Annotated in this window: 22 protein-coding genes; 8 read left to right on the forward strand and 14 right to left on the reverse strand. The window is 60.1% G+C overall.

Annotated features, from left to right (window positions below):
• Positions 1–162: 162 nt before the first annotated feature.
• Positions 163–1,371 carry a chromate efflux transporter gene (chrA, locus tag PH605_RS08225; RefSeq protein ID WP_142844624.1) on the forward strand — a complete coding sequence of 403 codons (1,209 nt, stop codon included), beginning with the start codon at positions 163–165 and terminating at the stop codon, positions 1,369–1,371.
• A gap of 3 nt (positions 1,372–1,374) precedes the next feature.
• On the opposite strand, the gene gcvA is transcribed toward chrA, so the two are convergent.
• The gene (gene gcvA / locus PH605_RS08230) at positions 1,375–2,256 is read right to left on the reverse strand and encodes a transcriptional regulator GcvA (protein ID WP_142844508.1); all 882 of its coding nucleotides are present in this window, start codon (positions 2,254–2,256) and stop codon (positions 1,375–1,377) included.
• A gap of 133 nt (positions 2,257–2,389) precedes the next feature.
• On the opposite strand from gcvA, the gene ampC reads away from it, so the two are divergent.
• Positions 2,390–3,547 (forward strand): class C beta-lactamase, encoded by a 1,158-nt coding sequence (gene ampC, locus PH605_RS08235; protein WP_142844507.1) that lies wholly within the window; start codon positions 2,390–2,392, stop codon positions 3,545–3,547.
• Positions 3,548–3,795: 248 nt separating this feature from the next.
• Positions 3,796–5,118, forward strand: coding sequence for a solute carrier family 23 protein (locus PH605_RS08240; RefSeq protein WP_078053583.1), 1,323 nt, complete (start codon positions 3,796–3,798; stop codon positions 5,116–5,118).
• A 122-nt stretch (positions 5,119–5,240) separates the two neighbouring features.
• Here the strand turns inward: PH605_RS08240 and PH605_RS08245 are convergent, their stop codons facing one another.
• The gene (locus PH605_RS08245; protein ID WP_142844506.1) at positions 5,241–6,137 is read right to left on the reverse strand and encodes an SDR family oxidoreductase; all 897 of its coding nucleotides are present in this window, start codon (positions 6,135–6,137) and stop codon (positions 5,241–5,243) included.
• 107 nt (positions 6,138–6,244) lie between these two features.
• Here PH605_RS08245 and PH605_RS08250 point away from each other — a divergent pair, with 107 nt between their 5' ends.
• Entirely contained in the window at positions 6,245–7,063 is an 819-nt protein-coding gene (locus PH605_RS08250; protein ID WP_142844505.1) for a helix-turn-helix transcriptional regulator, read from the forward strand.
• 72 nt (positions 7,064–7,135) lie between these two features.
• Here PH605_RS08250 and PH605_RS08255 read toward each other — a convergent pair whose 3' ends face one another.
• The 7 genes from PH605_RS08255 to PH605_RS08285 form a co-directional block, all read right to left on the reverse strand.
• Positions 7,136–8,248 (reverse strand): FAD binding domain-containing protein, encoded by a 1,113-nt coding sequence (locus PH605_RS08255; RefSeq protein ID WP_142844504.1) that lies wholly within the window; start codon positions 8,246–8,248, stop codon positions 7,136–7,138.
• A 101-nt stretch (positions 8,249–8,349) separates the two neighbouring features.
• A complete protein-coding gene (locus PH605_RS08260) occupies positions 8,350–9,597 on the reverse strand; it encodes an oxalate decarboxylase family bicupin (RefSeq protein WP_142844503.1) in 1,248 nt (415 codons plus the stop codon).
• 1 nt (position 9,598) lies between these two features.
• A complete protein-coding gene (locus PH605_RS08265; RefSeq protein WP_065656040.1) occupies positions 9,599–10,066 on the reverse strand; it encodes a hypothetical protein in 468 nt (155 codons plus the stop codon).
• Positions 10,067–10,306: 240 nt separating this feature from the next.
• Positions 10,307–10,681, reverse strand: a complete 375-nt coding sequence (locus tag PH605_RS08270) for a response regulator transcription factor (RefSeq protein WP_080820869.1) — start codon at positions 10,679–10,681, stop codon at positions 10,307–10,309.
• A 66-nt stretch (positions 10,682–10,747) separates the two neighbouring features.
• Positions 10,748–11,404, reverse strand: a complete 657-nt coding sequence (locus PH605_RS08275; protein ID WP_142844502.1) for a response regulator transcription factor — start codon at positions 11,402–11,404, stop codon at positions 10,748–10,750.
• Positions 11,397–12,977, reverse strand: a complete 1,581-nt coding sequence (locus PH605_RS08280) for a PAS domain-containing sensor histidine kinase (RefSeq protein ID WP_142844501.1) — start codon at positions 12,975–12,977, stop codon at positions 11,397–11,399. The genes PH605_RS08275 and PH605_RS08280 overlap by 8 nt, the downstream gene beginning before the upstream one ends.
• Before the next feature lie 250 nt (positions 12,978–13,227).
• Complete coding sequence (locus PH605_RS08285) at positions 13,228–15,522, reverse strand: FdhF/YdeP family oxidoreductase (RefSeq protein WP_065656036.1); 2,295 nt, start codon at positions 15,520–15,522, stop codon at positions 13,228–13,230.
• Positions 15,523–15,934: 412 nt separating this feature from the next.
• On the opposite strand from PH605_RS08285, the gene PH605_RS08290 reads away from it, so the two are divergent.
• The 4 genes from PH605_RS08290 (at position 15,935) to PH605_RS08305 (ending at position 17,975) form a co-directional block, all read left to right on the forward strand.
• On the forward strand, positions 15,935–16,453 hold the full coding sequence (locus PH605_RS08290; protein WP_065656035.1) for a Dps family protein: 519 nt from the start codon (positions 15,935–15,937) through the stop codon (positions 16,451–16,453).
• Between the two features lie 19 nt (positions 16,454–16,472).
• On the forward strand, positions 16,473–17,453 hold the full coding sequence (locus PH605_RS08295; RefSeq protein ID WP_142844500.1) for an alpha/beta fold hydrolase: 981 nt from the start codon (positions 16,473–16,475) through the stop codon (positions 17,451–17,453).
• Between the two features lie 68 nt (positions 17,454–17,521).
• Positions 17,522–17,692, forward strand: coding sequence for a hypothetical protein (locus PH605_RS08300; RefSeq protein WP_162856814.1), 171 nt, complete (start codon positions 17,522–17,524; stop codon positions 17,690–17,692).
• 151 nt (positions 17,693–17,843) lie between these two features.
• Positions 17,844–17,975, forward strand: coding sequence for a hypothetical protein (locus PH605_RS08305; protein WP_271040142.1), 132 nt, complete (start codon positions 17,844–17,846; stop codon positions 17,973–17,975).
• A gap of 46 nt (positions 17,976–18,021) precedes the next feature.
• On the opposite strand, the gene PH605_RS08310 is transcribed toward PH605_RS08305, so the two are convergent.
• The 5 genes from PH605_RS08310 to PH605_RS08330 form a co-directional block, all read right to left on the reverse strand.
• A complete protein-coding gene (locus PH605_RS08310) occupies positions 18,022–19,440 on the reverse strand; it encodes an aldehyde dehydrogenase family protein (protein ID WP_142844499.1) in 1,419 nt (472 codons plus the stop codon).
• A 309-nt stretch (positions 19,441–19,749) separates the two neighbouring features.
• Positions 19,750–20,166, reverse strand: a complete 417-nt coding sequence (locus tag PH605_RS08315) for an organic hydroperoxide resistance protein (protein WP_060726459.1) — start codon at positions 20,164–20,166, stop codon at positions 19,750–19,752.
• A 149-nt stretch (positions 20,167–20,315) separates the two neighbouring features.
• Positions 20,316–21,632 (reverse strand): ATP-binding protein, encoded by a 1,317-nt coding sequence (locus tag PH605_RS08320; RefSeq protein WP_142844498.1) that lies wholly within the window; start codon positions 21,630–21,632, stop codon positions 20,316–20,318.
• Complete coding sequence (locus PH605_RS08325) at positions 21,629–22,369, reverse strand: response regulator (RefSeq protein WP_026372362.1); 741 nt, start codon at positions 22,367–22,369, stop codon at positions 21,629–21,631. The genes PH605_RS08320 and PH605_RS08325 overlap by 4 nt, the downstream gene beginning before the upstream one ends.
• Positions 22,370–22,463: 94 nt before the next feature.
• A complete protein-coding gene (locus PH605_RS08330) occupies positions 22,464–23,510 on the reverse strand; it encodes an alpha/beta fold hydrolase (RefSeq protein WP_142844497.1) in 1,047 nt (348 codons plus the stop codon).
• Positions 23,511–23,655 lie beyond the last annotated feature (145 nt).

Here is a 23,655-nt window from a genome sequence, read left to right on the forward strand (position 1 = left end):
AACGACGCCGGGAAGTTTGCTAACTTTCCGGCGTCGCCACTGCCAGCCTCTTCATATCCCTGTCGTAATAGTGTCTGATACCGAAATCGTTTTGAGGCCGATAGTGTTGACGAACAGTCGTTGCACGCAGGGAGTTCTTTCGTGAAGTCGTCAACACAGGCAATGCCCACTGAAGCTGACAGCCACAAACAGGGAACGCCCAACGAAGTTTTCGCAGCTTTCCTGAAGCTTGGCGTCACCTCCTTCGGCGGCCCCATCGCGCATCTCGGTTATTTTCGCGATGAACTGGTCGTGCGGCGCAAATGGATCGACGAGGCCGGTTATGCCGATCTTGTGGCGCTGTGCCAGTTTCTTCCCGGCCCGGCCTCCAGCCAGGTGGGGTTTGCGCTCGGGCTGCTGCGGGCAGGCCCGCTCGGTGCGCTGGCGGCCTGGACGGCCTTTACCCTGCCATCCGCCATTCTCCTGTTTTTCTTCGCCATGGTCGCCGCCTCCATCGAAGGGCCAGTCGGCACCGGCCTCCTGCATGGGCTGAAAATCGTCGCCGTCGCCGTCGTGGCGCAGGCGGTCTGGGGCATGGCAAAAGGCCTTGCGCCGGATCGTGAGCGGGCCAGCATCGCGCTTGCCGGCATCGTCTGCGTCGTGTTTGTCGCCGGCGCCTTCGGGCAGATCCTGGCGCTTGCCGTCGGCGCGCTCGCCGGGCTTGCCTTGTGTCGCGCCGATGCCGCGCGGCAGGCCACCCATCTCGCCTTCCGGGTGCCAAAAAGTGCGGGATACATTGCGCTCGCCACCTTTGCCCTGCTTCTTGGCCTCCTGCCGCTGCTTGCGGCGGTCGCGGCGTCACAGGGCCTCTCCTTGTTCGATGCCTTTTATCGCGCCGGCGCGTTGGTTTTCGGTGGCGGGCACGTGGTGCTCCCGCTGCTGCAATCGGAAGTCGTCGCCACGGGCTGGGTTACGGAAGATGCCTTCATCGCCGGATATGGCGCAACCCAGGCCGTGCCCGGCCCGCTCTTCACCTTCGCCGCCTATCTCGGTGCGGTGGCAGGGCCACAGCCCAACGGCGTTGCAGGTGCGGCTATCGCCCTTGTCGCGATCTTCCTGCCCGGCATGTTGCTACTCGTCGGCGCGCTGCCCTTCTGGGAAGGGTTCCGCAAGCACCTTTTGGCGCAGGCTGCCATGCGCGGCGCAAATGCCGCTGTCGTCGGCATTTTGGGCGCAGCGCTTTATGATCCGGTCTGGACAAGCGCCATCTTCACCCCGAAGGATTTCACCCTGGCGCTCACTGGCTTCATCCTGTTGACGATCTGGAAAAGCCCGCCATGGGCCGTGGTGGTCCTCTGCGCGGCCGGCGGCGTTCTGCTCGCCCTGGCATAGGCCTTATTCCGCAGAGCCTATGCTATTGAACATCCAGTCGGAAAAGGCCTGCATGGCGGGTGTCGGCGGTTTCGATTGCAGCCGGGTCAGCCAATAGCTTCCGAGCGAAATGGTAACCGGAAAAGGCTGGATGATCGCGCCGGAGGCGAGATGCCGCGAAAACATCGATGGCGGCGCCAGCGCCACGCCCAGCCCCTGCAGGGCGGCCTCCATCATGCCCAGAGACGTATCGAAAACAATGCCGGCATTCACCTGCGCGGCGGGCGTCACGCCGGCCGCGGCAAACCAGTTGCTCCATTCATCGGCCCTGTAGCTGCGCAGCAGCGTCGCTTCCATCAGATCAGCGGGCGTTTTCAGTGTCTCTGCCAGTTTCGGCGTGCAGAGCGGGGAGAGAGGCGCCTCGAATAACCGAAAGGCATCCGTGCCATGCCAGGAGCCCTGGCCGAAACGAATGGCGAAATCCAGCCCTTCAGCCGCCATATCCACCCGGTTATTATTGGTGGAAACCCTGACATCGATGAAGGGATGCTGCTTCTGAAACGCCTTCAGCCGGGGCAGCAGCCAGCCCACGGCAAAGGTTCCCACAACACCCAGAAACAGCAGTTCGCGCACCTGACCGGCCTCGATCCGGTCGAGCGTCGTCGCCATCTGGTCGAAGGAACTTGTCACCGTCGGCAGCAGGGCCTCGCCTTCGGCGGTAATCTTCAGGCCGCGCGGAAGCCGCTGAAAAAGCGAAACGCCAAGTCGCTTTTCCAGCCCTTTCACCTGCTGGCTCACAGCCGCCTGCGTCACACATAATTCGATGGCCGCGCGGGTGAAGCTCAGGTGCCGCGCCGATGCCTCAAAAGCCCGTAAGCCGTTCAGGGGAAGAAATTGCCGAACCATTCGAGACCTAGATTTTCTTGTGTCTTCTCCGAGATATCATGATTTGTTCGTGCAATGTAGGCCGGTTAAACGTCTTTCGCTGGGAACGGCCCACGGGCTGAAAATCCACCCTAGGTTTTGGAGAACGCGAAAGATGAAACTTAATCGCAGACATATCGCACTGGCCACTTTGCTTTCGACGGGCCTGTTCACGCAGGCGCTCGCCGCCGATGATGCGAAGCTGAAAGCGATAACGGATGCAGCGATCAAACCGGTCATGGAGAAAAACGGCATTCCGGGCCTTGCCGTTGGTATCAGTGTCGATGGCGAAAGCCACATCTTCACCTATGGCGTCATGTCCAAAAGCTCGGGCCAGCAGGTGACGGCGCAGACGCTTTTCGAACTCGGCTCCATCTCCAAGACTTTCACGGTCACCCTCAGCACCTATGCCGAAATGAATGGCCGGCTTTCGCTCTCGAGCAAGGTGGAAAATTATCTTCCCTCCATGAAAGGCAAGCCCTTCGGTGATGTCACGCTGATGCAACTCGGCACCCACACCGCCGGCGGCTTTCCGTTGCAGGTGCCGGATAACGTCAAGACGGAGCAGCAGTTGCTGGCCTATCTCAAGGCCTGGAAACCCTCATACAAGCCCGGAACACACAGAACTTATGCCAATCCCAGCATCGGAATGCTCGGATACATCACCGCAAAGGCCATGGGCCAAAGCTTCGATGACGCCATGAAAGATACGCTCTTTCCCGCTCTGGGCTTGAAGAACACCTTTACCGTGGTGCCTGAGGCAAAGATGGCCGATTACGCGCAGGGCTATAAGCGAACGGGCGAGCCCGCCCGCGTGACACCCGCCGTTCTCTCTTGGGAAGCCTACGGCGTCAAATCGACAGCGGAGGATATGATCCGTTTCGTCAATGCGAATATGGGACTGGAAAAGCTGGACGGAAAAATCCAGCAGGCGCTCACCAACACCCATACGGGATATTTCAGCGTCGGCGCAATGACGCAGGACATGGTCTGGGAGCAATATACCCATCCCGCACCGCTGAAGACATTGCGAGAGCTGAATTCCGGTGCCCTGCTCAAGACTGTTCCGGTCTCCGAAATCTCGCCGCCCATGAAGCCGCGCCAGGATGTCTTCATCAACAAGACCGGCTCCACCAATGGTTTTGGCGCTTATGTGGCGTTCATACCAAAGCAGAAATTGGGCATCGTCATTCTGGCCAATAAAAACTACCCCAATGAGGAGCGGGTTTCGGCGGCCTATGAGATTCTGACGGCGCTTGAAAAAGCGCGCTAATACCGTCGATCTGGTATCATTTTACCGGCGCGGGAGCTGATTGTTCCGCGCCGGAATGCGTAACGGTGGGAAACGGTCCGTTGCCGATGACAGGTGCAGCCGATCGCGCTAACGGAGAAAAGATGCATCGGCTGCCGATTCGATCTCCGGAGGCGGGCGCAAATCATAAAAAGCAAATCTTTTGCACGGCGACGAACTGAAACCGGAAAACCCGGGAAGCGCGTGCCGGCTGTTTCCTGGGGGGCGACATGAGTGATACCGGTGGTTATTTTCCGCGCTGGCGACTGAAAACCGAAGGGCGCATCCTGCCCGATGAGCGTCTGCCTGCGGGGCAGACGGCGGTGCTCGGTCTTCAGCATGTCGTGGCGATGTTCGGATCGACGGTTCTTGCACCATTGATCATGGGGTTTGATCCGAACGTCTCTATCCTGTTTTCGGGCATCTCGACACTGATTTTCTTCATCGCCGTTGGCGGACGTGTCCCGAGCTATCTTGGCTCTTCCTTTGCGTTCATCGGACCGGTGCTCGTGGCAACGGGTGCGGCCGCGGGCGCGGCGAGCCCTGATATCGCGCTGGCGCTCGGCGGCATCATCGCCGCAGGTGTGCTTTATGCCCTGATCGGCGTCATCGTCATGATCGCCGGCCATGACTGGATCGAAAAGCTGATGCCGCCGGTTCTGACCGGCGCGATCGTTGCGGCAATCGGTCTCGTTCTCGCACCCATTGCGATTGCAAGCGCTTCCGGCTCCGGCCCGGGCAATCCCGACGGCGACCAGCTGTCGCGCTGGATTGCGATCCTGACTGTCACATCGGTCGGCGCGATTGCTGTCTATGCGCCCGGCATGGCGCGCCGCTTGCCCATTCTTCTCGGCGGCGCGATTGCCTATATCGCTTATCTCGTGGTGGCGAACGGCCTCGGTCTCGGCAAACCGGTCGATTTTGCAGGCGTTGCGGCCGCATCGTGGTTCGGTCTGCCGACATTCACCGCGCCGGTATTTTCCGGCTCCGCGATTGCGCTGATTGCTCCGGTCGTCGTCATTCTCGTGGCGGAAAATCTCGGGCATATCAAGGCGATAGGCGCGATGACCGGGCAGAACCTCGATCGTTATCTCGGTCGCGCCTTTATCGGTGACGGCATTGCGACGATGTTCTCAGGCGCCTTCGGTGGAACCGGCATGACGACCTATGCCGAAAACATGGGTGTCATGGCGATAACCCGCATTTTCTCGACGCTCGTCTTCGTCGTAGCTGCACTGGTGGCCATCATTCTCGGCTTTTCGCCGAAATTCGGTGCGCTCATTCAGACCATCCCCGGACCGGTCATCGGCGGCCTTTCCGTCGTGGTCTTCGGCCTCATCGCGGCGACAGCTGGGCGGATCTGGGTTGAAAACAGGGTCGATTTTTCCGAGCCGCGCAACCTCATCACCGTGGGTATCGCGCTGGTGCTGGGCGCCGGCAACTTCAAGCTCAATGTCGCGGGCTTCACGCTCGATGGCATCGGCACGGCAACAATCGGAGCGATTGCCTTTTACCACCTGCTGGGCCTTGGCAGACGGGCGTCGGGCAAGTGATGCCTGCCACCTGAACATCCACCATGTTTGGAAGCAGCATCGGTTTTCCCGGTGCTGCCGTGTTGCCATCTTCGCCGCATCTGATCCTGACGACAGGCGTGAGGCGGACGCCTGCCTGCCGGTTATTCGATCGTCGCGTAGTCCATGGCTCTGAGATCGTCGAGCAGGCCCGGTCCAGTGGGTATCCAGCCGAGTTTCTCCCGGGTGAGCGCGCTGGAGGCCGTAAGATCCATGGCGGCGAACAGGGCAAACCAGCCGAAATGGCCGGCGGCGTCCTCTTTGCCTATGGAAACGAGCGGCAGCCCAAGCCTCTCGGCAACTATCCCGGCAATATCGCGCACCACAACGCCTTCTTCCGCCACGGCATTATAGCGAGCACCCCGCTCCGCCCGAAGGAGCGCCATCACGTAGAGCTTCGCCACATCGTCCACATGCCCGGCTGACCAGCGATTGCCGCCGTCCTCGACATAAGCGACAATGCCTTTTTCGCGCGACATCTCGATATAGGGCGAGATGAGGCCCTGTTTTACCGTGTCATGCACCTGCGGGAGCCGGACGACGCCGAGATTGACGCCCGCCTGCAATTGCTCCTGGCCCGCGAGTTCCGAGGCGATGCGCGGATTGAAATGATGCGTATCGAACACATCCTCCCGGGCGGGTTCGCCATTGCCGGGGTCACCCATGCCGACCCCTGAGGTGATGAGCATCGGCCTGTCGGAACCAGCCAATACGGCACCGAGCGCCGCGATCACCCGGCGATCCTTTTCGCAATTGGCGGCGAAATTCGCGAAATCATGGTCGAAAGCCGTATGGATGACGGCATCGGCAGTCTCTGCACCCCCGGCGAGTCTGGCCGCATCTTCCAGCGTTGCGATGTGGGCGGAAGCTCCAGCGGCCTGCAGCGCTTTTGCGCCGGCCTCCGAGCGGGTGAGGCCGACTACCTCATGGCCGGCGATGAGCAGTTCACGAAGAATCCGGGAGCCGATGAACCCGGTGGCACCTGTCAGAAAAACACGCATACAAAATCTCCCGCGTTGACGGGGAGGGTGATCTCATGAAGAATTGTCCTGTTAAAGTAGTGACTTTATCATGGTATAATTCTCAACAGGCTGCGGCGAGAAATGTAATGACGGAGAATGCACTTAGCACCTTCCTGCGTGATCGCCGCCTGCGGCTTGATCCTGCAACGTTTGGTTTTCCCATCGGCCGCCGCCGCACACCGGGTCTGCGCCGGGAGGAGGTCGCCCAGCGTGCCAACATAAGTCCGACCTGGTATACGTGGCTGGAGCAGGGTCGCGGCGGTTCGCCCTCGGCGGATGTGCTGGATCGTATCGCCAAAGGACTGATGCTGACCGATCCTGAGCGCGACCACCTGCATATATTGGCCTTCGGACATCTGCCCGAGCAGCGTTATCGTCAGCCCGAGACGATAACGCCCCGTCTTCAGGGCGTGCTTGACGCGTTGCCCTTCAGCCCCGCGATCATCAGAACGGCGACATGGGACGTCCTGGCATGGAACCGGGCCGCCGCCGTCATCCTCACGGATTACAGCAAACTGGCGAGGGAGAACCGCAACATTCTGCGTCTGATTTTCTCCGATGATCGGGTGCGCACTGCCCAGGAGGACTGGCGCAATGTCGCCCGCTACGTGGTCGGCGCGTTCCGGGCAGATGCCGCGCGCGCCGGCGCTGGCGCCGGCATCCAGCAACTTGTCGATGAGCTCTCGGCCGCCAGCCCCGAATTCAAGGCCATGTGGGATGACAACGAGGTCACAAGCATGCACGAGGGCCTCAAGCGCCTACACCATCCGGTTCTGGGAACAATCGAACTGGAGTTTTCATGCTTTGCGGTGGAGGGACGCTCGGATCTCAACATGATGGTCTATAATCCCGCCAACCCTGAAATGAGCGAGCGATTTCGCGCCCTGATCGCAAAATCCGGATGACCCCCTGCGCTTAGCCGTAGGCACAAGTCGCGGACAACAATGACGCCGGGCGGACCTGATTTTGACCCGTCTTCAGATCGCGGTCTCGGCAAGCCTCCGGCCATAGGCGGCGATTGACTTGCCCACCGGCAGGCGGGTTTTCTGATATCGTGAAAGGGCTGCAGGCAGGTCGTCCGTCTGTCGCAGGGCGTCGCGTAGTGCCATTGCGTCGCCTGCGGCCTTGGAAACGCCCATTGCGGTGTGAGGGCGAACCACAAAGGCGGAATCCCCGACCAGCGCCATATGTGGCGACACCATCTGTTCAGCCTCATAGTCAAAAATGCCCTGGATCGATGGGGTTTCCTCGGCTTCGACCGCAAGAGCCAGTTGCGGCGGCAGAAGGGAAAACGCGTCGCTGCGCAGTTGCTCGCGGCGCTGTTCGGCCAGCTCACCTCGGGGGAGCGAATGCTCGAAATGCCTGCCGTCGCGGCCGGCGAAGGTGCGGGGCAGCTCGTCAGCCGGTGTGGGGCGATACCATACCCAGTTGTAACGGCGCTGTCCCTGTTGTGTCTCACCCTTTGGGCCCGGCACGAGGTAACCCAAAACATGAATGCCGGGTGCGATATAAAAAGCGAAGCGGTCGAGCAGCAGGGATGCATCGGCCGGCAATTTGGTTTCCAGGATCAGTCCGCGCCAGGCGACGTAACCCGCAAAGGCGTTTTCTGAATGACGATTAACCGCCTTGCGTATGACCGAACCCAGGCCATCCGCGCCGATCACCAGATCGGCGCGGTCTTCCGTGCCGTCGGTGAAGGATAGTGTCACTCCATCAGGGCCTTCCCGAACCGCGTTGATATGGTGTCCGAGACGATAGGTATCGGCGAGGAGGCGGGAGGATACGCTCTCGAAGAGATAGTCCCATGAAATCTGCATCTGCGGCGTCTTCTGGCGCTGGGCGACGTGGCCGCCGGCGTCGAGGTAGATGCGCTCCTTTGCAACCACACCGACATGGGAGACGTCTTCGCAGCCGATCTGGTCTAGAACCTCGAATAATTCCTGCTGTGGCACCAGTCCTGCACCACGCCCTGCGAGGCCGGATGCAGAGCGTTCGTAGACTTTCACATCGTGCCCGTCCTGCTGAAGCAATGTCGCCGTGAAGAGACCGGCAAGCGAGCCGCCGGCGATCCGGATCGTCAATGGTTTCATGGCTGTTCCTGACTTTCGATACTGGTTTTGCGTTGCGTCCTGTCTTGGAAGACCTGCGGATCGGGTATGCCGAAACGCCGGTCAAAGTGTGGGCAGGATGTTCAGCCCGGCATGATCGCCGGCTGGTTTGCGGGAAACTTCGCCACATCCTCGATGCTGACGTTGAGATGCTGGGCCACGAGCGCCGGCGGGGTGTGGGTCAGCCAGGACGACAGGCTGACCTCCTGGTATTCGGCGGTCTTGAAGACCGCGACGAATTGCAGGTCGGTCTTGCCGGTATTTTCGATGATGTGGCCCTGGCTCCTCTTCACGTAGCCAATGTCGCCAGCACGGAAATCCGCGGTCTGGCTGCGTGGCCCCGCGTCGAACACGGTCATTCGGCCTTCACCCTTGATCCAGTATTGCCATTCGTCCGCGTTGGGGTGCCAGTGCATTTCGCGCACCCCGCCGGGCTTGATCGTTTCGATGGCGGCGGCGATGGTTTTGGACACGGTAAAGGCGCTGCTGTCGGCGAGACGAATGACGCCGGCAGCGTTTTCCTTCAGTGGTTTTGATGCCGCGAGTTTATAGGTGAACGGGAACGGCGGAAGCCCCGCGCCGGCAACGGCTTCCTGATCCCGGGAGAGCGGTCCAGGCTCCTTGCCCTGGAATATCCAGAGGTTCTGCAGTGGAATGTTCCGGAACACGTCCGGCACGACGCCGAAATTCTTTGCCAGCAGCTCGGGCGAGGTGTGCGCCAACCAGTCGGTGAGAAGCAGGGTGCCATATTCGGACTGGTCGCCTTCGTCGAACACGATGACGAATTCGCAACCGTCGGGACCAAGTCCCTGCAGCGAATGGGGGTAGCCGGCCGGAAAATACCAGAGATCACCGGCCTCCACATCCTGCACATAAGCGCGGCCCTGCGTATCGAGCACCGTGATGCGGCAACGCCCGTTGGTCATGATCGCCCATTCTGCGGCGCGGTGCCAGTGCATCTCACGAATGCCGCCCGGTCCGAGCCGCATGTTGACGCCGGACACGGCATCCGAAATCGCGAAGTCCGACTTGGTCACCTGACGTGCCCAGCCGCCATTCTGGATACGTTTGGCGGCGTTGTTGAACGAACCCCAGAAAAGCTGCATGTCGCCAACATCGGTCGCCGGTGGGCTCTGGAAAGACGGAAACTGGTTGTTGATCGCAGGGTTCTTCGGGCCGGGATCGCTGAGGCCGGCGGCATTGGCATTAATTGCTCCCTCGGCGGGCTGATCGGGATTGCCGAAAGATGCTGCTCCGGCCGCGCTGGCGGCAAGGGCGGTGCCGCCGACGGCGCCGATTGCGAGGACTGCGCGTCTGGTCAACGTTTCCATTTCAGAACTCCTTGTTCATAGCGAGTTGGGACGAGGTGTCGATTGTGTGGGTCTGTGATGCGAGTTGGAGCAAGGCGATGCGGTCGATCAGCTCGGCATTGAAGAGGCGGTGTTGGAGCTGACAGAAGGCTTTTGGATCCAGCGTGTCGTGCCGGTCCGTTTTTCGGGCGGCGCGCATGGCGACGCAGGATGTGTCGTCGGTGGCCGCTACAGTCTCTTTGCCTTCGGTTGCATCGCCGGCAGACGCGACAGGCGCGGAATGTCCGTAAGGCCTGTCGATCGTCTGCGGTGTGAGGATGCGGAAGGCGCTGGCTGATGCGACGTCTTCGGAGGCCGCGAGCGCCGGCTCGCTATCCCTGATCAGGAGTACATTTCCTCCGAACAAGGCGACCGCACCCAGAACCAACATTGCTGCGACTTTGAGGTGACGCCGTCTTTGCGCGTCGGCATTCTTGCTGATGGAGGTCATGCCCTGCTCCTGAAATGGGTGGTGGTGTCGTCGGGAGCGTCCGGAAGGGAGGCGCTTGACTGGAGCAAAGGTTACGGCGGAGAGGCGGGGCCGGCATCTATACAGAGGTCTAGTTCGTATAGCGGAACGTCTTGGCGGCGAAACAATCCAGGAAATGGCGCTCGCCCAACGACAACGCATGCCCGGACGCACGCGTCGGAGCATGAAATAGCGATGGATTTCACTCGGGAAAGATTGTCGTCAGGATTGCGCGTTGAGCACGGATTGCAGGCATCCGATCAGACTGACGATATTGACTGGCTTGCCGAGAAAGGCCAATGCGCCGCCGTTCAAAGCCGCGTTCCGGGTGCGCTCATCCTGATAGGAGGTGACGAAGATCATGGGCGGATGGTCGCCGCGCCGGTTCAGCTCGCTCTGCAACTCGATGCCGGAAAGACCGGGCATTTTCACGTCCACGACGATGCAGTCGATGCCCGCCTGCTGCTTCGATTCCAGGAATTCTTCGGCAGAAGCAAACAGGCGGCATTCGTAACCAAAGGACATGATCAGATCATCCATGGCTTCGCGAATGGCGGGATCGTCGTCGACGACAGCAATGACGGGAACGGGGGGCAATGAAAGCGACCTTTTCTGTTTTTCTTTCTTCTTCTATGCGCCCATGCCGCTATCAAAGATACCATACTAAGATACAGGTGGCCGTAGCTTCTCGCCGATCAGCTCCGCTTTGCGCACGAGATCGGCGAGGGATCTCGCCTCCATCTTGCGCATGACATTGCCCCGATGCAGCTTCACGGTGACCTCGCTTATGCCGAGTTCGTAGGCGATCTGCTTGTTCATCAGGCCGCGGACAACGGCGCCCATGACCTCGCGTTCTCTTGGCGTCAGTTGTTCGGCAAGGGAGGTGACGGCGTCGTTCTGGGCGCTTTCGCGGCGTCGTGACGCATCCCGCTCCATCGCGGCCGCGACAGCGTCGAGAATGTCCTGTTCCTTGAAGGGCTTGGTCAGAAAATCCACGGCGCCCGCCTTCATCGCCCGCACGCTCATCGGAATATCGCCGAAGCCGGTCATGAAAATGATCGGCATCCGGTTGCCGACGCGTTCCAGCTGCATCTGGAAATCCAGGCCGCTTATGCCCGGAAGCCGCACATCAAGCAGCAGGCAGCCAGGCCGGTTCAGATTGGCTTTTTCAAGAAAGGCGCCGGCGCTGTCGAAAGCTTCGGCATCGAACTTCATGGAGCGGAAAAGATCGGTGAGCGCCTCGCGCATCGACACATCGTCGTCGACGATGAACACGATGGGTGACAGCGGCTCCTTTGTCGTCCTGCGTTGCTCAGGCATGTTCCATCTCCTGGCTGATCGGCATGGAAATGGTAAAGACCGCCCCGCCGAGAGGATGATTGTCACCAGTAAGTCTGCCGCCCCGTGCTTCGAGTGTCGTGCGGCAGATGGAAAGCCCCATGCCCATTCCCGTTTCCTTGGTCGTGAAAAACGGCGAAAACAGCTTTTCCTTCATCTGCGCCGGGAAACCCGGTCCGTTGTCGTGAACCGCAATATGAATATTGTCCCTGTCTTCACGTTCCTTCCGCACCGTGATGGTGCGATTGACGGTGCCCGCCTCTTCCATGGCCTGAATGGCGTTTGTGAGAAGATTGATGAGGACCTGCTGCAATTCGATCCTGACGGCTGTTATCGGCGGCGTGGCCGCTTTTTCCACATGCACCGTGCTTCTGCTGCGTTCCAGCTCATGTTCGAGAAGGCTTAGCGTTTCGTCGATGAACTCATCGAGGTCGAAGGTTTCCACCTTGCCGCTCGTATGGGCGAGCAGGCTGCGCGTGTTCTGGATGATTTCACTAGCGCGCTGCCCGTCGCGGATCATGCGTTCGGCCGAGCGGCGGGCGGCGGCGAGATCCGGCGGATCGCGATCGAGCCAGCGCAGCAATGTCTGCGCATTGACGATGATGGCGCCAAGCGGCTGGTTCAGTTCGTGGGAGAGCGATGCGGACATGGCTCCGACGGCCGCCGCCTTCGAGGCCTTTGTCAATTCCGCCTGAGCTTCAGCCAGCGCCTTCAGCGCCATTTCGCGCTGGGTGATATCCACCATGCTGACCACCACACGATTGAAGGAGGCCGCCTCCGCGGGGAAACTGATTGAAAGAAGCACCAGCTTGTCTTCGCCGCTGTCGGTGCGCACCACCACCTTGTCTTCAAAGACACCCTGATTGTCGATGATCGCCTGCAGCACATCGACGAACTTGCCGGATGAAGACACGACCGATCGCTGAAGGGTGCCGCGGATAGAGGAATCGTAACCCAGCATTTCCTTTCCGGCTTCATTCGATGCAACGACGGTGATGAGATCGATGCATTGCTGCGTAAAACCCGGATTGGCGCGGGCATGGGCCCGCATGTCGGTGATGCCCCGTTGCTTGAGGCCCATCAGCAGGGCGTGAAGCTTCGAATAGTCGCGTTCCCAAAGTGCGACGCGCGTACGATCGAAAATGGAGCGATAACGCTCCTCGCTTTCCTTCAGCGCCGCATTGACGGACAACATTGCCAGCCGGGCGGTCTCGGTTTTCAAAAGCAGCATGGTGGTGACGGCAAGTGCCGCAAGGGCGACGACCAACCGAAGCGCCGACTGGAAATCCGCATCCTGCGCGTGGGTCGCTGCATAGGACAGGAGGGAAAGAATGGCGCAGGCGCAGGAGATCACGATCAGTCCCGACCAACTTACAGTCTGCGCGGCCAAAAGGACCGTGATGACATAAAGCACCGCGATCGCGCCTTCTATGTCGGTATAGGTATCAACGTAAAATACCGCGGCCGCCAGCGCCAGCGCCCCAAGACCAAAAGCCAGATGGTGCGCTCCACCTTCCGGTTCGCGCGCGCGAAACATCCTTGACGCAATCGACATTGTTCCCCCGATGCGATTTTTGCCGACAATACGGTTTTTTCAGCACAACCTGACCTATACATAGGTCTTGGTTGCCACCGTCGTCGAAACATCAGGATAGCGGTAAAACGGCACGGCGATATATCGAAAAATCCGCATATATGGCCCGTCTTCCACAGGCCATGCCTGATGGCCCGAGGTGACGTCCAGCCCAAACGGTGGGGAAAAGAGCGTGCAAAGACCGTTGCATTGCGCGCCGGGCCTCCGGGCGTCAGGCGGCTGCCGGACTCACCGTGATCGGGACACCCTTGTAGGAAGGCGTTCCGGAAAGGCGGTCATAATGGCCGAGCGCCACCACCGCATTCATCTCCGGATAATAGCCTGCGGCCGATCCCTTCGGGATATTGTATTCGACCGCCGTGAAACCCTGAACGAGGTGTCGGCCCTCATTTTCCGGGCCGATGCCGTGAATATCGATGCGATCACCATCCTTCAGGCCGCGCGCGGCAAGGTCGTGCCGGTTCATGAAGATGATGTCCCTTCGGCCGAAGACGCCGCGATAACGGTCATCCATGCCATAGATCGTCGTATTGTACTGATCGTGACTGCGGATCGTGGTCAGCACGAGTGCTTCCGGATTGGAGATGAGCGGGTCTTCCTCAAGTCCTGTGGCGACGAGGAAATTGGCCCTGCCGCTCTGCGTGTTCCAACGGCGGAAGGAGGCCGCGACATCAAGGCGAAAACCGCCTTTTACCCGAACCCGGCTGTTGAAATCCCTGAAATCTGGAAAGACCTCTTCGATCTTGTCACGGATTCGGTCGTAATCGGCAATCAGCCAGTCCCAATCAATTCCGTGACGGTTTCCGACGGTCGCCTTGGCGATGCCGGCGATGATGGCGGGCTCTGACCTCACCAGTTCCCCTGGTGGATTGAGGAAACCGCGAGAGGCATGCACCATCGACATCGAATCCTCGACTGTTACAGCCTGCGGTCCTGACGCCTGAGTATCCAGATCGGTGCGTCCAAGGCAAGGCAGGATCAGCGATGTCTTTGCTGTCAAAAGATGAGAGCGGTTGAGCTTCGTTGCGATATGAACGGCCAGATCGAGGTTGCGCATGCCCTCGAAGGTCGCGCCTGTATCCGACATGGCGACGGCGAGATTGCCGCCGAGGCAGATAAGTGCGCGGGATTTGCCGGCGATGATTGCCTCCACGGCTTCTATCGCGTTGTGACCCTTCTCCGCAGATGGGCGGAAACCGAAAGCGCGCTCCATGCCGTCCAACAGCGCCTTGTTCGGGATTTCGGTAATGCCGACGGTACGGTCCCCCTGAACATTGGAATGGCCACGAATGGGCGCTATTCCCGCCCCGGGGCGACCCATATTTCCACGCAGCAGCAGGAGATTGGCGATCTGCTGCACGTTGCTGGTACCCTTGGCGTGCTGGGTTATACCCATGCCGTAACAGATGATGACGTTAGAAGCGTTCACATAAATCCTCGCAACACTCTCTATAGCCTCCTTCGTCAGCCCGCTGACTGAGCAGATCATATCCCAGGACGTCGCGTCGATATCGGCGCGAAGCGCGTCGAGGCCTGCGGTATGTTCCTCGATGAAAGCCCGGTCGAGTACGCCGCCGCGGTCCGCCTGAAGGCTCTCCGCATCGAGTTCGAACACCGCCTTCATAATGCCCTTGAGGGCGGCGAGATCGCCTCCGGTGCGAAGCTGGTGATAGGCGGAGGCGATTGGCGTCGAAGAGAGCGTCGCCATCTCGATCGGGTCCTGCGGCGCGGCGAAGCGCTCCAGCGCGCGTTCCTTCAGCGGATTGAACACGACGATCGGCACGCCGCGTTTTGCGGCATTATGCAGAGTCGTCATCATGCGGGGATGGTTGGTGCCGGGATTGTGGCCGAAGCTGAAGATCGCATCGGCATGATCGAAATCCTCCAGCGTCACCGTGCCTTTGCCGACACCGATGGATTTCGGAAGGCCGACGCTTGTCGCCTCATGGCACATATTGGAACAGTCAGGGAAATTGTTCGTGCCATAGGCGCGCACGAAAAGCTGGTAGAGAAACGCAGCCTCATTGGATGCCCGGCCGGACGTGTAGAACTCAGCCTTGTCGGGGTCGTCAAGCTTGTTGAGTTCCCGTGCGATCAGGCTGAAGGCATCGTCCCAGGCGATCGGTTCATAGCGGTCCTTTTCGGAATTGTAATGCAGGGGAAGGGTTAGCCGGCCGGCATCCTCAAGCTTGTGGTCGGTCCATTGCCACAGTTCGGAAACCGTATGCTGCGCGAAAAATTCGGGTCCGGATCGTTTCGCCGTCGATTCCCAGGTGATTGCCTTGGCGCCGTTTTCACAGAACTCGAACGATGAGGTGTGTTTGGGGTCGGGCCAGGCGCAGCCGGGACAGTCGAAACCTTCGGGCTTATTGGCCTTGAGGAGCGTCATCGTGCCCTGTGCGACGATCTGCTGATGCGCGAGCGTTTTCGCGACAGCTTTCAACGCATCCCAGCCGCCAGCGGGATGATCGTATTTTTCAATACCTTCCGGCCGCTCTTCTGCCATGTCGGAATTCCTTCGATTTTGCAGATTGACGATTGTCGTGCCCGCTGACGCTAGCGCAACTGCGGATGGGTAAACATCATACTCAGGCATAGGTTGCCTGCTCCCTGGAGGGCGGAACGAAAAAGGCCGCCTCCTGCGGCGGGGGCGGCCTTGGCGGATCGGGAGGAGATCCGCGGCTCCGGGAGAGGGGACACCGGAGTTCATGGCTTCTGCGAGCCAATCGCCCTGGGGCGGGGCGACAGGCAAAAACTATCCCGGGTGAGAACCCGCCGAAACTACACTTAGGTATCGGGTGGACTGTACCACCAGCCGATTTCTCCCGAGCCATTCTTCTTTCTATCCTCGGTGCCGATCAGACAGCCGCAACAGGGGCGCTCAACATCGGGCGGTCGATTGCAAAAGGAGAACGATCATGGACATGACCACAGTTGCCAGCAACCGCAAGCTTCCACTCGCAACGCCGACTGACCTCGGTGCCGAAGCGAGCCGCGACATCGCCGCCGCATTGACCGCCCTGCTGGCGGATGTCTTCACGCTCTACATCAAGACCAAGAATTTCCACTGGCATGTTTCCGGCCCGCATTTTCGCGATTATCACATGCTGCTGGACGAACAGGGAGCGCAGATATTCGCGATGACCGACGACATTGCTGAAAGGGCGCGCAAGGTCGGCGGCACTACCATCCGTTCCATCGGTCATATCGGCCGCCTCCAGCGTCTCCTTGATAATGATGCCGACTTCGTCACCCCGGAGGACATGCTCGCCGAACTGCGCGAGGACAACAAGCAGCTGACCGCCATCCTGCGACAAACGCACAACCTCACCTCCGACCTCAACGATCACGCCACCACCAGCCTGATCGAAAACTGGATCGACGAGACCGAGCGCCGCACATGGTTCCTGTTCGAAACCACCCGTCGCTCCCGCTGAAGCCAGGCAGGAAACCGACATGACCGACGATCCAATCACGCTGGCGCTTTCGAGACGACGTCTTCTGCTGGCCGGTGCCGCCCTTTCCGCTGCGATGGCAGTTCCATCAACAGCCTTTTCAAAATCCACCTCATCCCGAAACGAAGGAGCATTTCCAATGACCGAATCATTCGTAAAGACCAAGGACGGCGTCGATATCTATTTCAAGGATTGGGGTCCGAAGGATGCCCAGCCCATCGTGTTCCATCACGGCTGGCCGCTATCCTCCGACGACTGGGATGCCCAGATGCTGTTCTTCGTAAACAACGGTTACCGCGTCGTCGCCCATGACCGTCGCGGCCACGGCCGTTCCCAGCAGGTGAGCGACGGTCACGACATGGATCATTATGCCGCCGATGCATCCGCCGTTGCCGAACACCTCGATCTCAGGAACGCTGTTCATATCGGACACTCGACTGGCGGTGGTGAGGTCGCGCGTTACGTCGCAAAATTCGGCGAACCGCAGGGCCGGGTCGCCAAGGCCGTTCTCGTCTCCGCCGTTCCGCCACTGATGCTGAAGACGCCTTCCAATCCCGGCGGTCTGCCGATCGAAGTCTTTGACAGCTTCCGCAAGGGTGTGTCCGAAAACCGCGCCCAGTTCTTCCTCGACGTGCCGACCGGTCCGTTTTACGGCTTCAATCGTCCGGATGCCAAAGTCTTTCCCGGTGTTATCCAGAACTGGTGGCGTCAGGGGATGATGGGCAGCGCCAAGGCCCATTACGACGGCGTCAAAGCCTTCTCGGAAACGGATCAGACGGAAGACCTGAAGGCGATCACGGTGCCGACGCTCGTTCTCCACGGCGATGACGACCAGGTCGTGCCGATCGCAGATTCTGCCGAATTGTCGGTCAAATTGCTGAAGAATGGCACGCTGAAGGTGTATAAGGGATATCCGCACGGCATGCTGACAACCCATGCCGACATCATCAATCCGGATCTGCTGGCCTTCGTGAAGAGCTGATCACCGGTAAAGGGTCGCCGCCGCAAAAAGCGGATGGCGACCAATTTCCCGCGCGGAAGGAGATTCCGATGCCGTTCAAACCATCTTATGAAGACCTTGTCCTTCGTGACGGCATCGCCAGCCTGCCCGAGATGGAGGACATCCAACTGGAGCTTCCTCTGTCGCAGCAGGCCGAGGCGGAAAATCGCGTCGATGCGAAGCCGGATCCTTCGGACAACGAAACGAAATTTCAGGTCTGATCGATGTGATTGCCGTCCTCGACCGTAGCTTATTGTATCAGCAACCAGACAGGCTACATCGAGGTACCGTTTTCGGTTTCGATGGAAAACTCTCGACACAACGCTTCTCCATAAAGTGGCGCAATATCGTTATTCATGATGGAGATCCGAGATGACCAACGCCGTGTCGCGTCCGGAACAGGTAGATGTTGATCGTATCCCGGCTGTTTCTTTCGACCTGCTGTTGCGTCACCAAACGTCGGGTTTCGCACGGCTGACACTTCTGGATACAAAGTCGGCCTGAAGCAGAAGAGAGAGTGCGCCGGGACCGGCGCTGCAGACTTCTCGCGTTACGGGGTGAGAACGGCTCGCGGTTCGAGCATGCCGTCGAGACCGAAGGCACCGATCTCCCTGCCGATACCGGATTGCTTGAAACCGCCGAAGGGCGCGCGAGGATCATGCGGTGCGCCGTTGATGACGACGCGGCCGGCCATCAGCCTCTCGGCGATGCGTTCGGCACGTCTGATGTCGGATCCAAGCACATAGGCTTGCAATCCGTAGTCGCTATCATTGGCGATTTTGACGGCCTCATCTTCGTCCTCATAGGCGAGAAGACACAGGACGGGACCAAAGATTTCTTCGCGGGCGATGCGCATTTCGTTCGTGACATCTGCGAAGATTGTCGGGCGGGCGAACCATCCTTTTTCAATCCCGGCCGGGCGTCCGGTTCCGCCTGTCAGCAGGGTTGCTCCTTCTTCGACACCAAGCCGGATGTAAGTCTGGATCCTTTCCCACTGGGCAAGGCTGGCGAGAGGGCCTACCCGAACCTCCGGATCACGGGGATCGCCAACTTTGAATTTTTCAGCCGCCATCCTCAATCGCTCGGCAATCTCGGGGAGACGGGACCTCGGAGCCAGAATGCGGGTACCCGCGACGCAGGCCTGGCCGCTGTTTGCAAAGCCCGACATCAGGGCGACAGGTATGGCCTTGTCGAGGTCGGCATCCGGCAGGATAATGGTGGGTGCTTTGCCTCCCAGCTCCAGAACCACCCTTTTCATGCCGTCGATCGCCGCTCGCTGAATGATCTTTGCAGCCTGGGTGGAACCGGTGAAACTGACGGTCGCCACGTCGGGATCCTGCGTCAGCGCCGCACCGACCACTGGACCCGTGCCGTTGACGATGTTGAAAACTCCTGCCGGCAGGCCGGCCCGATGCAGCCTTCTCACCAGAATATCGGTCTGAAACGCACTCTGTTCGGCCGGCTTGATGACGAGCGACGAGCCTGAACCGATTGCATGCGCAAGCTTGGTGGCGATAAAACCGAAATTGCTGTTCCAGGGCGTGATGGCGGCGAGAACGCCGCGCGGCAGCATCCTGACCGTGCTTTTGCCCACGACCCGGTCAAAGTCGTAGTTCGCCACGGTCTCAGCCATAACATCAAAAATCGACGCTGCGTTTTGAACGGAGAAAGCCGTGAAATAAGCGGGTGCGCCGTATTCTTCGGTCATGACCTGCGTGAGCTCATCCGGTCGCTCTTCGATCGTATCGCGCAGGCTGCGCAGCATATCGATACGCTGCGCCTTGGTGGAGGTTGCCATGGCGGGAAAAGCCCGTTTTGCGGCTGCCACTGCGGCCCTTGCATCATCTGCATTGCCAAGCCGGACATCGCCGATTTTTTCTTCCGTCGCCGGATTGAAAAGGTCCAGCCGTTCATTGCCGTCTGGCACCACAAATTTACCGTCGATATAGATGTGTTCAATTGATCGCATTGATCTGGCCTCGTTTAAGATGGTTGGAAATCCGGCTCGTCTGGCCGCCGCGGAACGCGCTGGAGGCGCGCCGCATGGGCCCAAGCAGGCTTCATTGAGTTGATCAGAGGGATGGCAGGACGAAGTGGAAACGCGAAAACGGCTGCGGCGGGCGCCGAGCCGTTCCCTTGTGGTCACATCGATGAGACCGCGCCCAGAAGTCCCGCAAGCGGCGAGGGCTCGTCGGATGCTGCATCATATACGCACGGCGCTGCAAATATCGCCGCAAACACGATGGCGATGACAAGCGCACGGGCGGAGACAACAGGCTTAAGCGAGCTTGAGCGTAACATCGATGTTTCCCCTGGTTGCCTTCGAATAGGGGCAGATCTGGTGGGCATCCTCGATGATGGCCTGTGCTACGGGACGATCGATCCCGGGCAGGCTTACCGACAGGCGAGCCTGCAGGAAGAACTCGCCGCCCGTCGTGCCGAGGTCGACTTCCGCATCGACGGCGGTGTCGGCGGGAAGCCGGAGCTGGCGTTTCGCCGCCGCCTTTGTCATGGCGCCGATAAAACATGCCGACCAGCCGGCCGCAAAAAGCTGTTCGGGATTCGTGCCCGGCTTTCCGCTGCCCGGAGGCGAGAGCTTGATGCCCAGCGCGCCATCATCGCTTTGTGCCGATCCGTCACGCCCGCCGGTCGTGTGGGTCTTGCCGGTATAAAGAACAGTCTCGATCTTGGTCATGGGAGGCTCCTTTCATTTGCCGCTGCTGCGGCGTTTCGTGATAGGAACTTTGTGATGGATCAGCGTATCCGGCATGTTTCCGGAAACTGCGAAACTGTATCGAAAAGTATCGGCGCTTTGTCACTGGTTATCGTCGACCCGCGTCCCTCTCAGGGAAAAGCGACCTCGGCCGCAAGCCCGCCGCCCTGCCTGTTATAGAGGCGAACCGAGCCGCCGATCGTTCCGGCGAGTTGCTGTGCGATCGCCAGTCCGAGACCGGTTCCGCCCGTATCGCGGTTTCTCGATGTTTCGATCCGGAAGAAGGGTTGCATGGCATTTTGCAGCATCTCGTCCGGGATGCCCGGCCCCCGATCGAGCACCGTGATGACCACTGTGCCTTCACCACGCCGGTCCACTTTAATCTCGGCGCTGCCGGCGAATTTGAGGGCGTTATCTATGAAGTTCGTCAGGATTCTTCGCAATGCATGGGGCTTTGTCGACGCGGTGCCGCGCACCATGCCGGCAACCGTTACGGCTTTTCCGGTATCCTGATAGTCGTAGGCAATGCTGTCGATGAAAGAGGCCAGATCGATACGGGAGGATTTCTCGCCATTGCCGTGAGCGCTGCGTGCGTAAGCGATCCCATCCTGCACCAGACGTTCGATTTCACGCAGGTCACTGACCAGCTTTTCCTTTTCCGGCGTATCGTCTGCCATATCGGCCCGCAACCGCATCCGGGTGATGGGCGTCTGCAGGTCGTGCGAGATCGCCGCAAGAATCTGGACGCGCTCCTCGAGATATTGCGCGACGCGATCGCGCATGGCGTTGAAGGCGCGGGCGGCGTGAGCAACTTCGCTTGGGCCGCCCTCACTCATCGGCGACCCCTTTTCCCCCGGATCCAGCGCTTCGGCTGCCGCAGCAAGCGCGCTGAGGGGTCTGGTCGTCTGTCGCACTGCAAACCAGGTGCAGAGGAGGAGAAGCGCCATCTGCGCGGCGAAGACATAAGGCAGCCATTCCGCCAGGGGCATCACGCCGCGCGGTGTCACGTCGATCGTCAGGGGCGAGCCGTCCGAAAGCGTCAGGTGCGCCTGAAGCCGCTTGCCGTCGCCGGGAATGGACTCGACCCTGACGGGAAAACGGTGTCCCGCGGCTTCCTCGATCCTCTGCGCAATTTCAGCGCCGCGGCCGGTCATGTCGGAAACACCGGGAAGACCGGGGCCGAGGACGAGTTGATAATTGTTGCGGCTCAGGCGATGGACCCATTGCGCCCGCTCTTCCGCAGGCAGGCGGTCGATGATGGCGATCGATACCGCCAGATCCTGCTCCAGAGTGCCGAGCATAACCGCCTTTGCCGACATATATCGTTCGGCAAAGAGGATGCTGAACGACAGGCCGTAGGCGATGGCGAGGCCGGCAAAAAGGATGATGAAAAGTCTGGACCGCAATGAGCGCGGCCACCAGCCGGCGAGCAGGCGCGGGCCGTTCATATCCTCGGCTCCGAAATTTCCACGGGCACCGCAAAGACATAACCCTCCGCCCGTACGGTCTTGATGTAGATGGGTTCGCGCGCGTCATCCCCCAGGCGCTGGCGCACGCGGCTCACAAGAAGATCGATCGACCGGTCGAAAAGCTCCGCATCGCGTCCCTGGGTGAGATTTAACAGCTGGTCCCGGTTGAGGACGCGCTGGGGATGATCGATGAAGACCCTGAGAAGCCGGTATTCAGCCCCGCTCAGGGCAACGGTCGTGCCCTCCCTGTCGAGCAGGTGACGGCCCACCGTGTCGAGGCGCCAGTCACCAAAGGTCAGGAGCTGCCCGGCCTCGCTGATCTGCAGATTGGGAGGCAGCATCCGCGTGCGGCGCAGGATGGCCTTGATCCGCGCAAGAAGCTCACGGGCAGCGAAGGGCTTCGACAGATAGTCGTCGGCTCCCATTTCGAGCCCGATAATGCGATCCATCTCGTCATCGCGGGCGGTCAGCATCAAGACCGGCGTGGCTTTGTGTTTCCCCGCTCGCAGCTCACGGCATAGGACCAGCCCGTCATCGCCAGGCATCATCACGTCGAGCACGATGAGATCGACGGTATTGCCGTCGAGAAAACTTCTCATCTGCCGTCCGTCGGCCGCCACGCTCGTGCGCAGGCCGTTCTTCTTCAGGTAGCTGGAAACCAACTCCCGGATTTCCCTGTCGTCGTCTACGACGAGAATATGGTCGATATGTTCCATTGGATGCCTTCGTCGTCCGGAGGGTTCGAGTGGCCCGCTACCGCGTCCCCTGCGTCACATGCAGTAAGACAACGGTTCGCGGGCTTCGGCAAGTTTAAAGCTTTGCGACGTCCAGAACAGCCCTGGCAAAAGCCTCGGGTGCTTCCTGCGGCAGGTTGTGACCGATGCCGCCGCTGATGTTGCGGTGCTGGTACTTGCCGGAAAACTTCGATGCGTAGGCGGAAGGATCCGGATGCGGCGCGCCGTTGGCGTCGCCTTCCAGCGTTATCGTCGGCACGGTGATGACGGGAAGTTTCGCAAGCTGGCGCTCGTAATTATCGTACTTGGATTCTCCGTCGGCCAGTGCCAGCCGCCAGCGGTAATTATGGATGGTGATGGCCACATGGTCGGGATTGTCGAATGCGGGGGCCGAACGATTGAAGGTCTCGTCGCTGAATTTCCAGGTCGGAGATGCCGTCTGCCAGATCAGGCGCACGAAGTCGCGGGTGTTGGCGGCATAGCCCGCACGGCCGCGTTCCGTCGCGAAATAGAACTGATACCACCAGGAGAGTTCCGCCTTGGGCGGAAGCGGCTTCCTGTTGATCTCCTGGCTGCCGATAAGGTAGCCGCTGACCGATACGAGCCCGGTGCAACGTTCGGGCCAGAGCGCCGCCATGATGTCGGCGGTGCGAGCGCCCCAGTCATAACCGGCAACGACGGCCTGCTTGACGCCGAGCGCGTCGAGAAAGGCGATCATGTCGACCGCAAGCGCCGCCTGCTGTCCGTTGCGTGCGGTGTCGTCCGAGAGAAAACGGGTCGTGCCATACCCGCGCAGATAGGGGATGAGTACCCGATATCCAGCCGATGCAAGGATGGGTGCGACATCGACATAGCTGTAGATGTCATAAGGCCATCCGTGCAGCAGCAGCACGACCGGGCCGTCTGCGGGGCCGGCTTCTGCATAACCGACGCTGAGTACGCCCGCTTCAACCTGCTTCAGGGCGCCAAAGGAGGTGGCTCCGTCGCGTCCGGTTGACGGCTGAGGCGAAGGCGCTTCGCCCTTGGCATGAGCAAGGCCTGCGGCCCCGAATTCGACGGCGGCAACCGTCATTGCGGCAATGCCGAAGAAGCGGCGGCGCTGGAAATTGATCTCGGAATTCATTGCTGTCTCTCCTGTCCATGTTGGATGCGGGCAGGTAACGCGGTGCGTGTATCCTCGATGTGTCGCAAGGAGGACGAATGTGAATGGTTTTGTAGCAGGGGGCATTCCGGATACAGACTGATACATTCGGTCCGCCCTCCTTACG

The organism is Agrobacterium sp. CFBP 3001 (genome assembly GCF_027871605.1).
GTDB classification, from domain to species: domain Bacteria; phylum Pseudomonadota; class Alphaproteobacteria; order Rhizobiales; family Rhizobiaceae; genus Agrobacterium; species Agrobacterium leguminum.

What these genes read in the sequence shown, in the direction of transcription:
- chrA (WP_142844624.1), top strand. Translation starts at nt 163, where the DNA reads ATGCCCACTGAAGCTGACAGCCACAAACAGGGAACGCCCAACGAAGTT.
- gcvA (WP_142844508.1), bottom strand. Translation starts at nt 2,256, where the DNA reads ATGGTTCGGCAATTTCTTCCCCTGAACGGCTTACGGGCTTTTGAGGCA.
- ampC (WP_142844507.1), top strand. Translation starts at nt 2,390, where the DNA reads ATGAAACTTAATCGCAGACATATCGCACTGGCCACTTTGCTTTCGACG.
- PH605_RS08240 (WP_078053583.1), top strand. Translation starts at nt 3,796, where the DNA reads ATGAGTGATACCGGTGGTTATTTTCCGCGCTGGCGACTGAAAACCGAA.
- PH605_RS08245 (WP_142844506.1), bottom strand. Translation starts at nt 6,137, where the DNA reads ATGCGTGTTTTTCTGACAGGTGCCACCGGGTTCATCGGCTCCCGGATT.
- PH605_RS08250 (WP_142844505.1), top strand. Translation starts at nt 6,245, where the DNA reads ATGACGGAGAATGCACTTAGCACCTTCCTGCGTGATCGCCGCCTGCGG.
- PH605_RS08255 (WP_142844504.1), bottom strand. Translation starts at nt 8,248, where the DNA reads ATGAAACCATTGACGATCCGGATCGCCGGCGGCTCGCTTGCCGGTCTC.
- PH605_RS08260 (WP_142844503.1), bottom strand. Translation starts at nt 9,597, where the DNA reads ATGGAAACGTTGACCAGACGCGCAGTCCTCGCAATCGGCGCCGTCGGC.
- PH605_RS08265 (WP_065656040.1), bottom strand. Translation starts at nt 10,066, where the DNA reads ATGACCTCCATCAGCAAGAATGCCGACGCGCAAAGACGGCGTCACCTC.
- PH605_RS08275 (WP_142844502.1), bottom strand. Translation starts at nt 11,404, where the DNA reads ATGCCTGAGCAACGCAGGACGACAAAGGAGCCGCTGTCACCCATCGTG.
- PH605_RS08280 (WP_142844501.1), bottom strand. Translation starts at nt 12,977, where the DNA reads ATGTCGATTGCGTCAAGGATGTTTCGCGCGCGCGAACCGGAAGGTGGA.
- PH605_RS08285 (WP_065656036.1), bottom strand. Translation starts at nt 15,522, where the DNA reads ATGGCAGAAGAGCGGCCGGAAGGTATTGAAAAATACGATCATCCCGCT.
- PH605_RS08290 (WP_065656035.1), top strand. Translation starts at nt 15,935, where the DNA reads ATGGACATGACCACAGTTGCCAGCAACCGCAAGCTTCCACTCGCAACG.
- PH605_RS08295 (WP_142844500.1), top strand. Translation starts at nt 16,473, where the DNA reads ATGACCGACGATCCAATCACGCTGGCGCTTTCGAGACGACGTCTTCTG.
- PH605_RS08300 (WP_162856814.1), top strand. Translation starts at nt 17,522, where the DNA reads ATGCCGTTCAAACCATCTTATGAAGACCTTGTCCTTCGTGACGGCATC.
- PH605_RS08305 (WP_271040142.1), top strand. Translation starts at nt 17,844, where the DNA reads ATGACCAACGCCGTGTCGCGTCCGGAACAGGTAGATGTTGATCGTATC.
- PH605_RS08310 (WP_142844499.1), bottom strand. Translation starts at nt 19,440, where the DNA reads ATGCGATCAATTGAACACATCTATATCGACGGTAAATTTGTGGTGCCA.
- PH605_RS08315 (WP_060726459.1), bottom strand. Translation starts at nt 20,166, where the DNA reads ATGACCAAGATCGAGACTGTTCTTTATACCGGCAAGACCCACACGACC.
- PH605_RS08320 (WP_142844498.1), bottom strand. Translation starts at nt 21,632, where the DNA reads ATGAACGGCCCGCGCCTGCTCGCCGGCTGGTGGCCGCGCTCATTGCGG.
- PH605_RS08325 (WP_026372362.1), bottom strand. Translation starts at nt 22,369, where the DNA reads ATGGAACATATCGACCATATTCTCGTCGTAGACGACGACAGGGAAATC.
- PH605_RS08330 (WP_142844497.1), bottom strand. Translation starts at nt 23,510, where the DNA reads ATGAATTCCGAGATCAATTTCCAGCGCCGCCGCTTCTTCGGCATTGCC.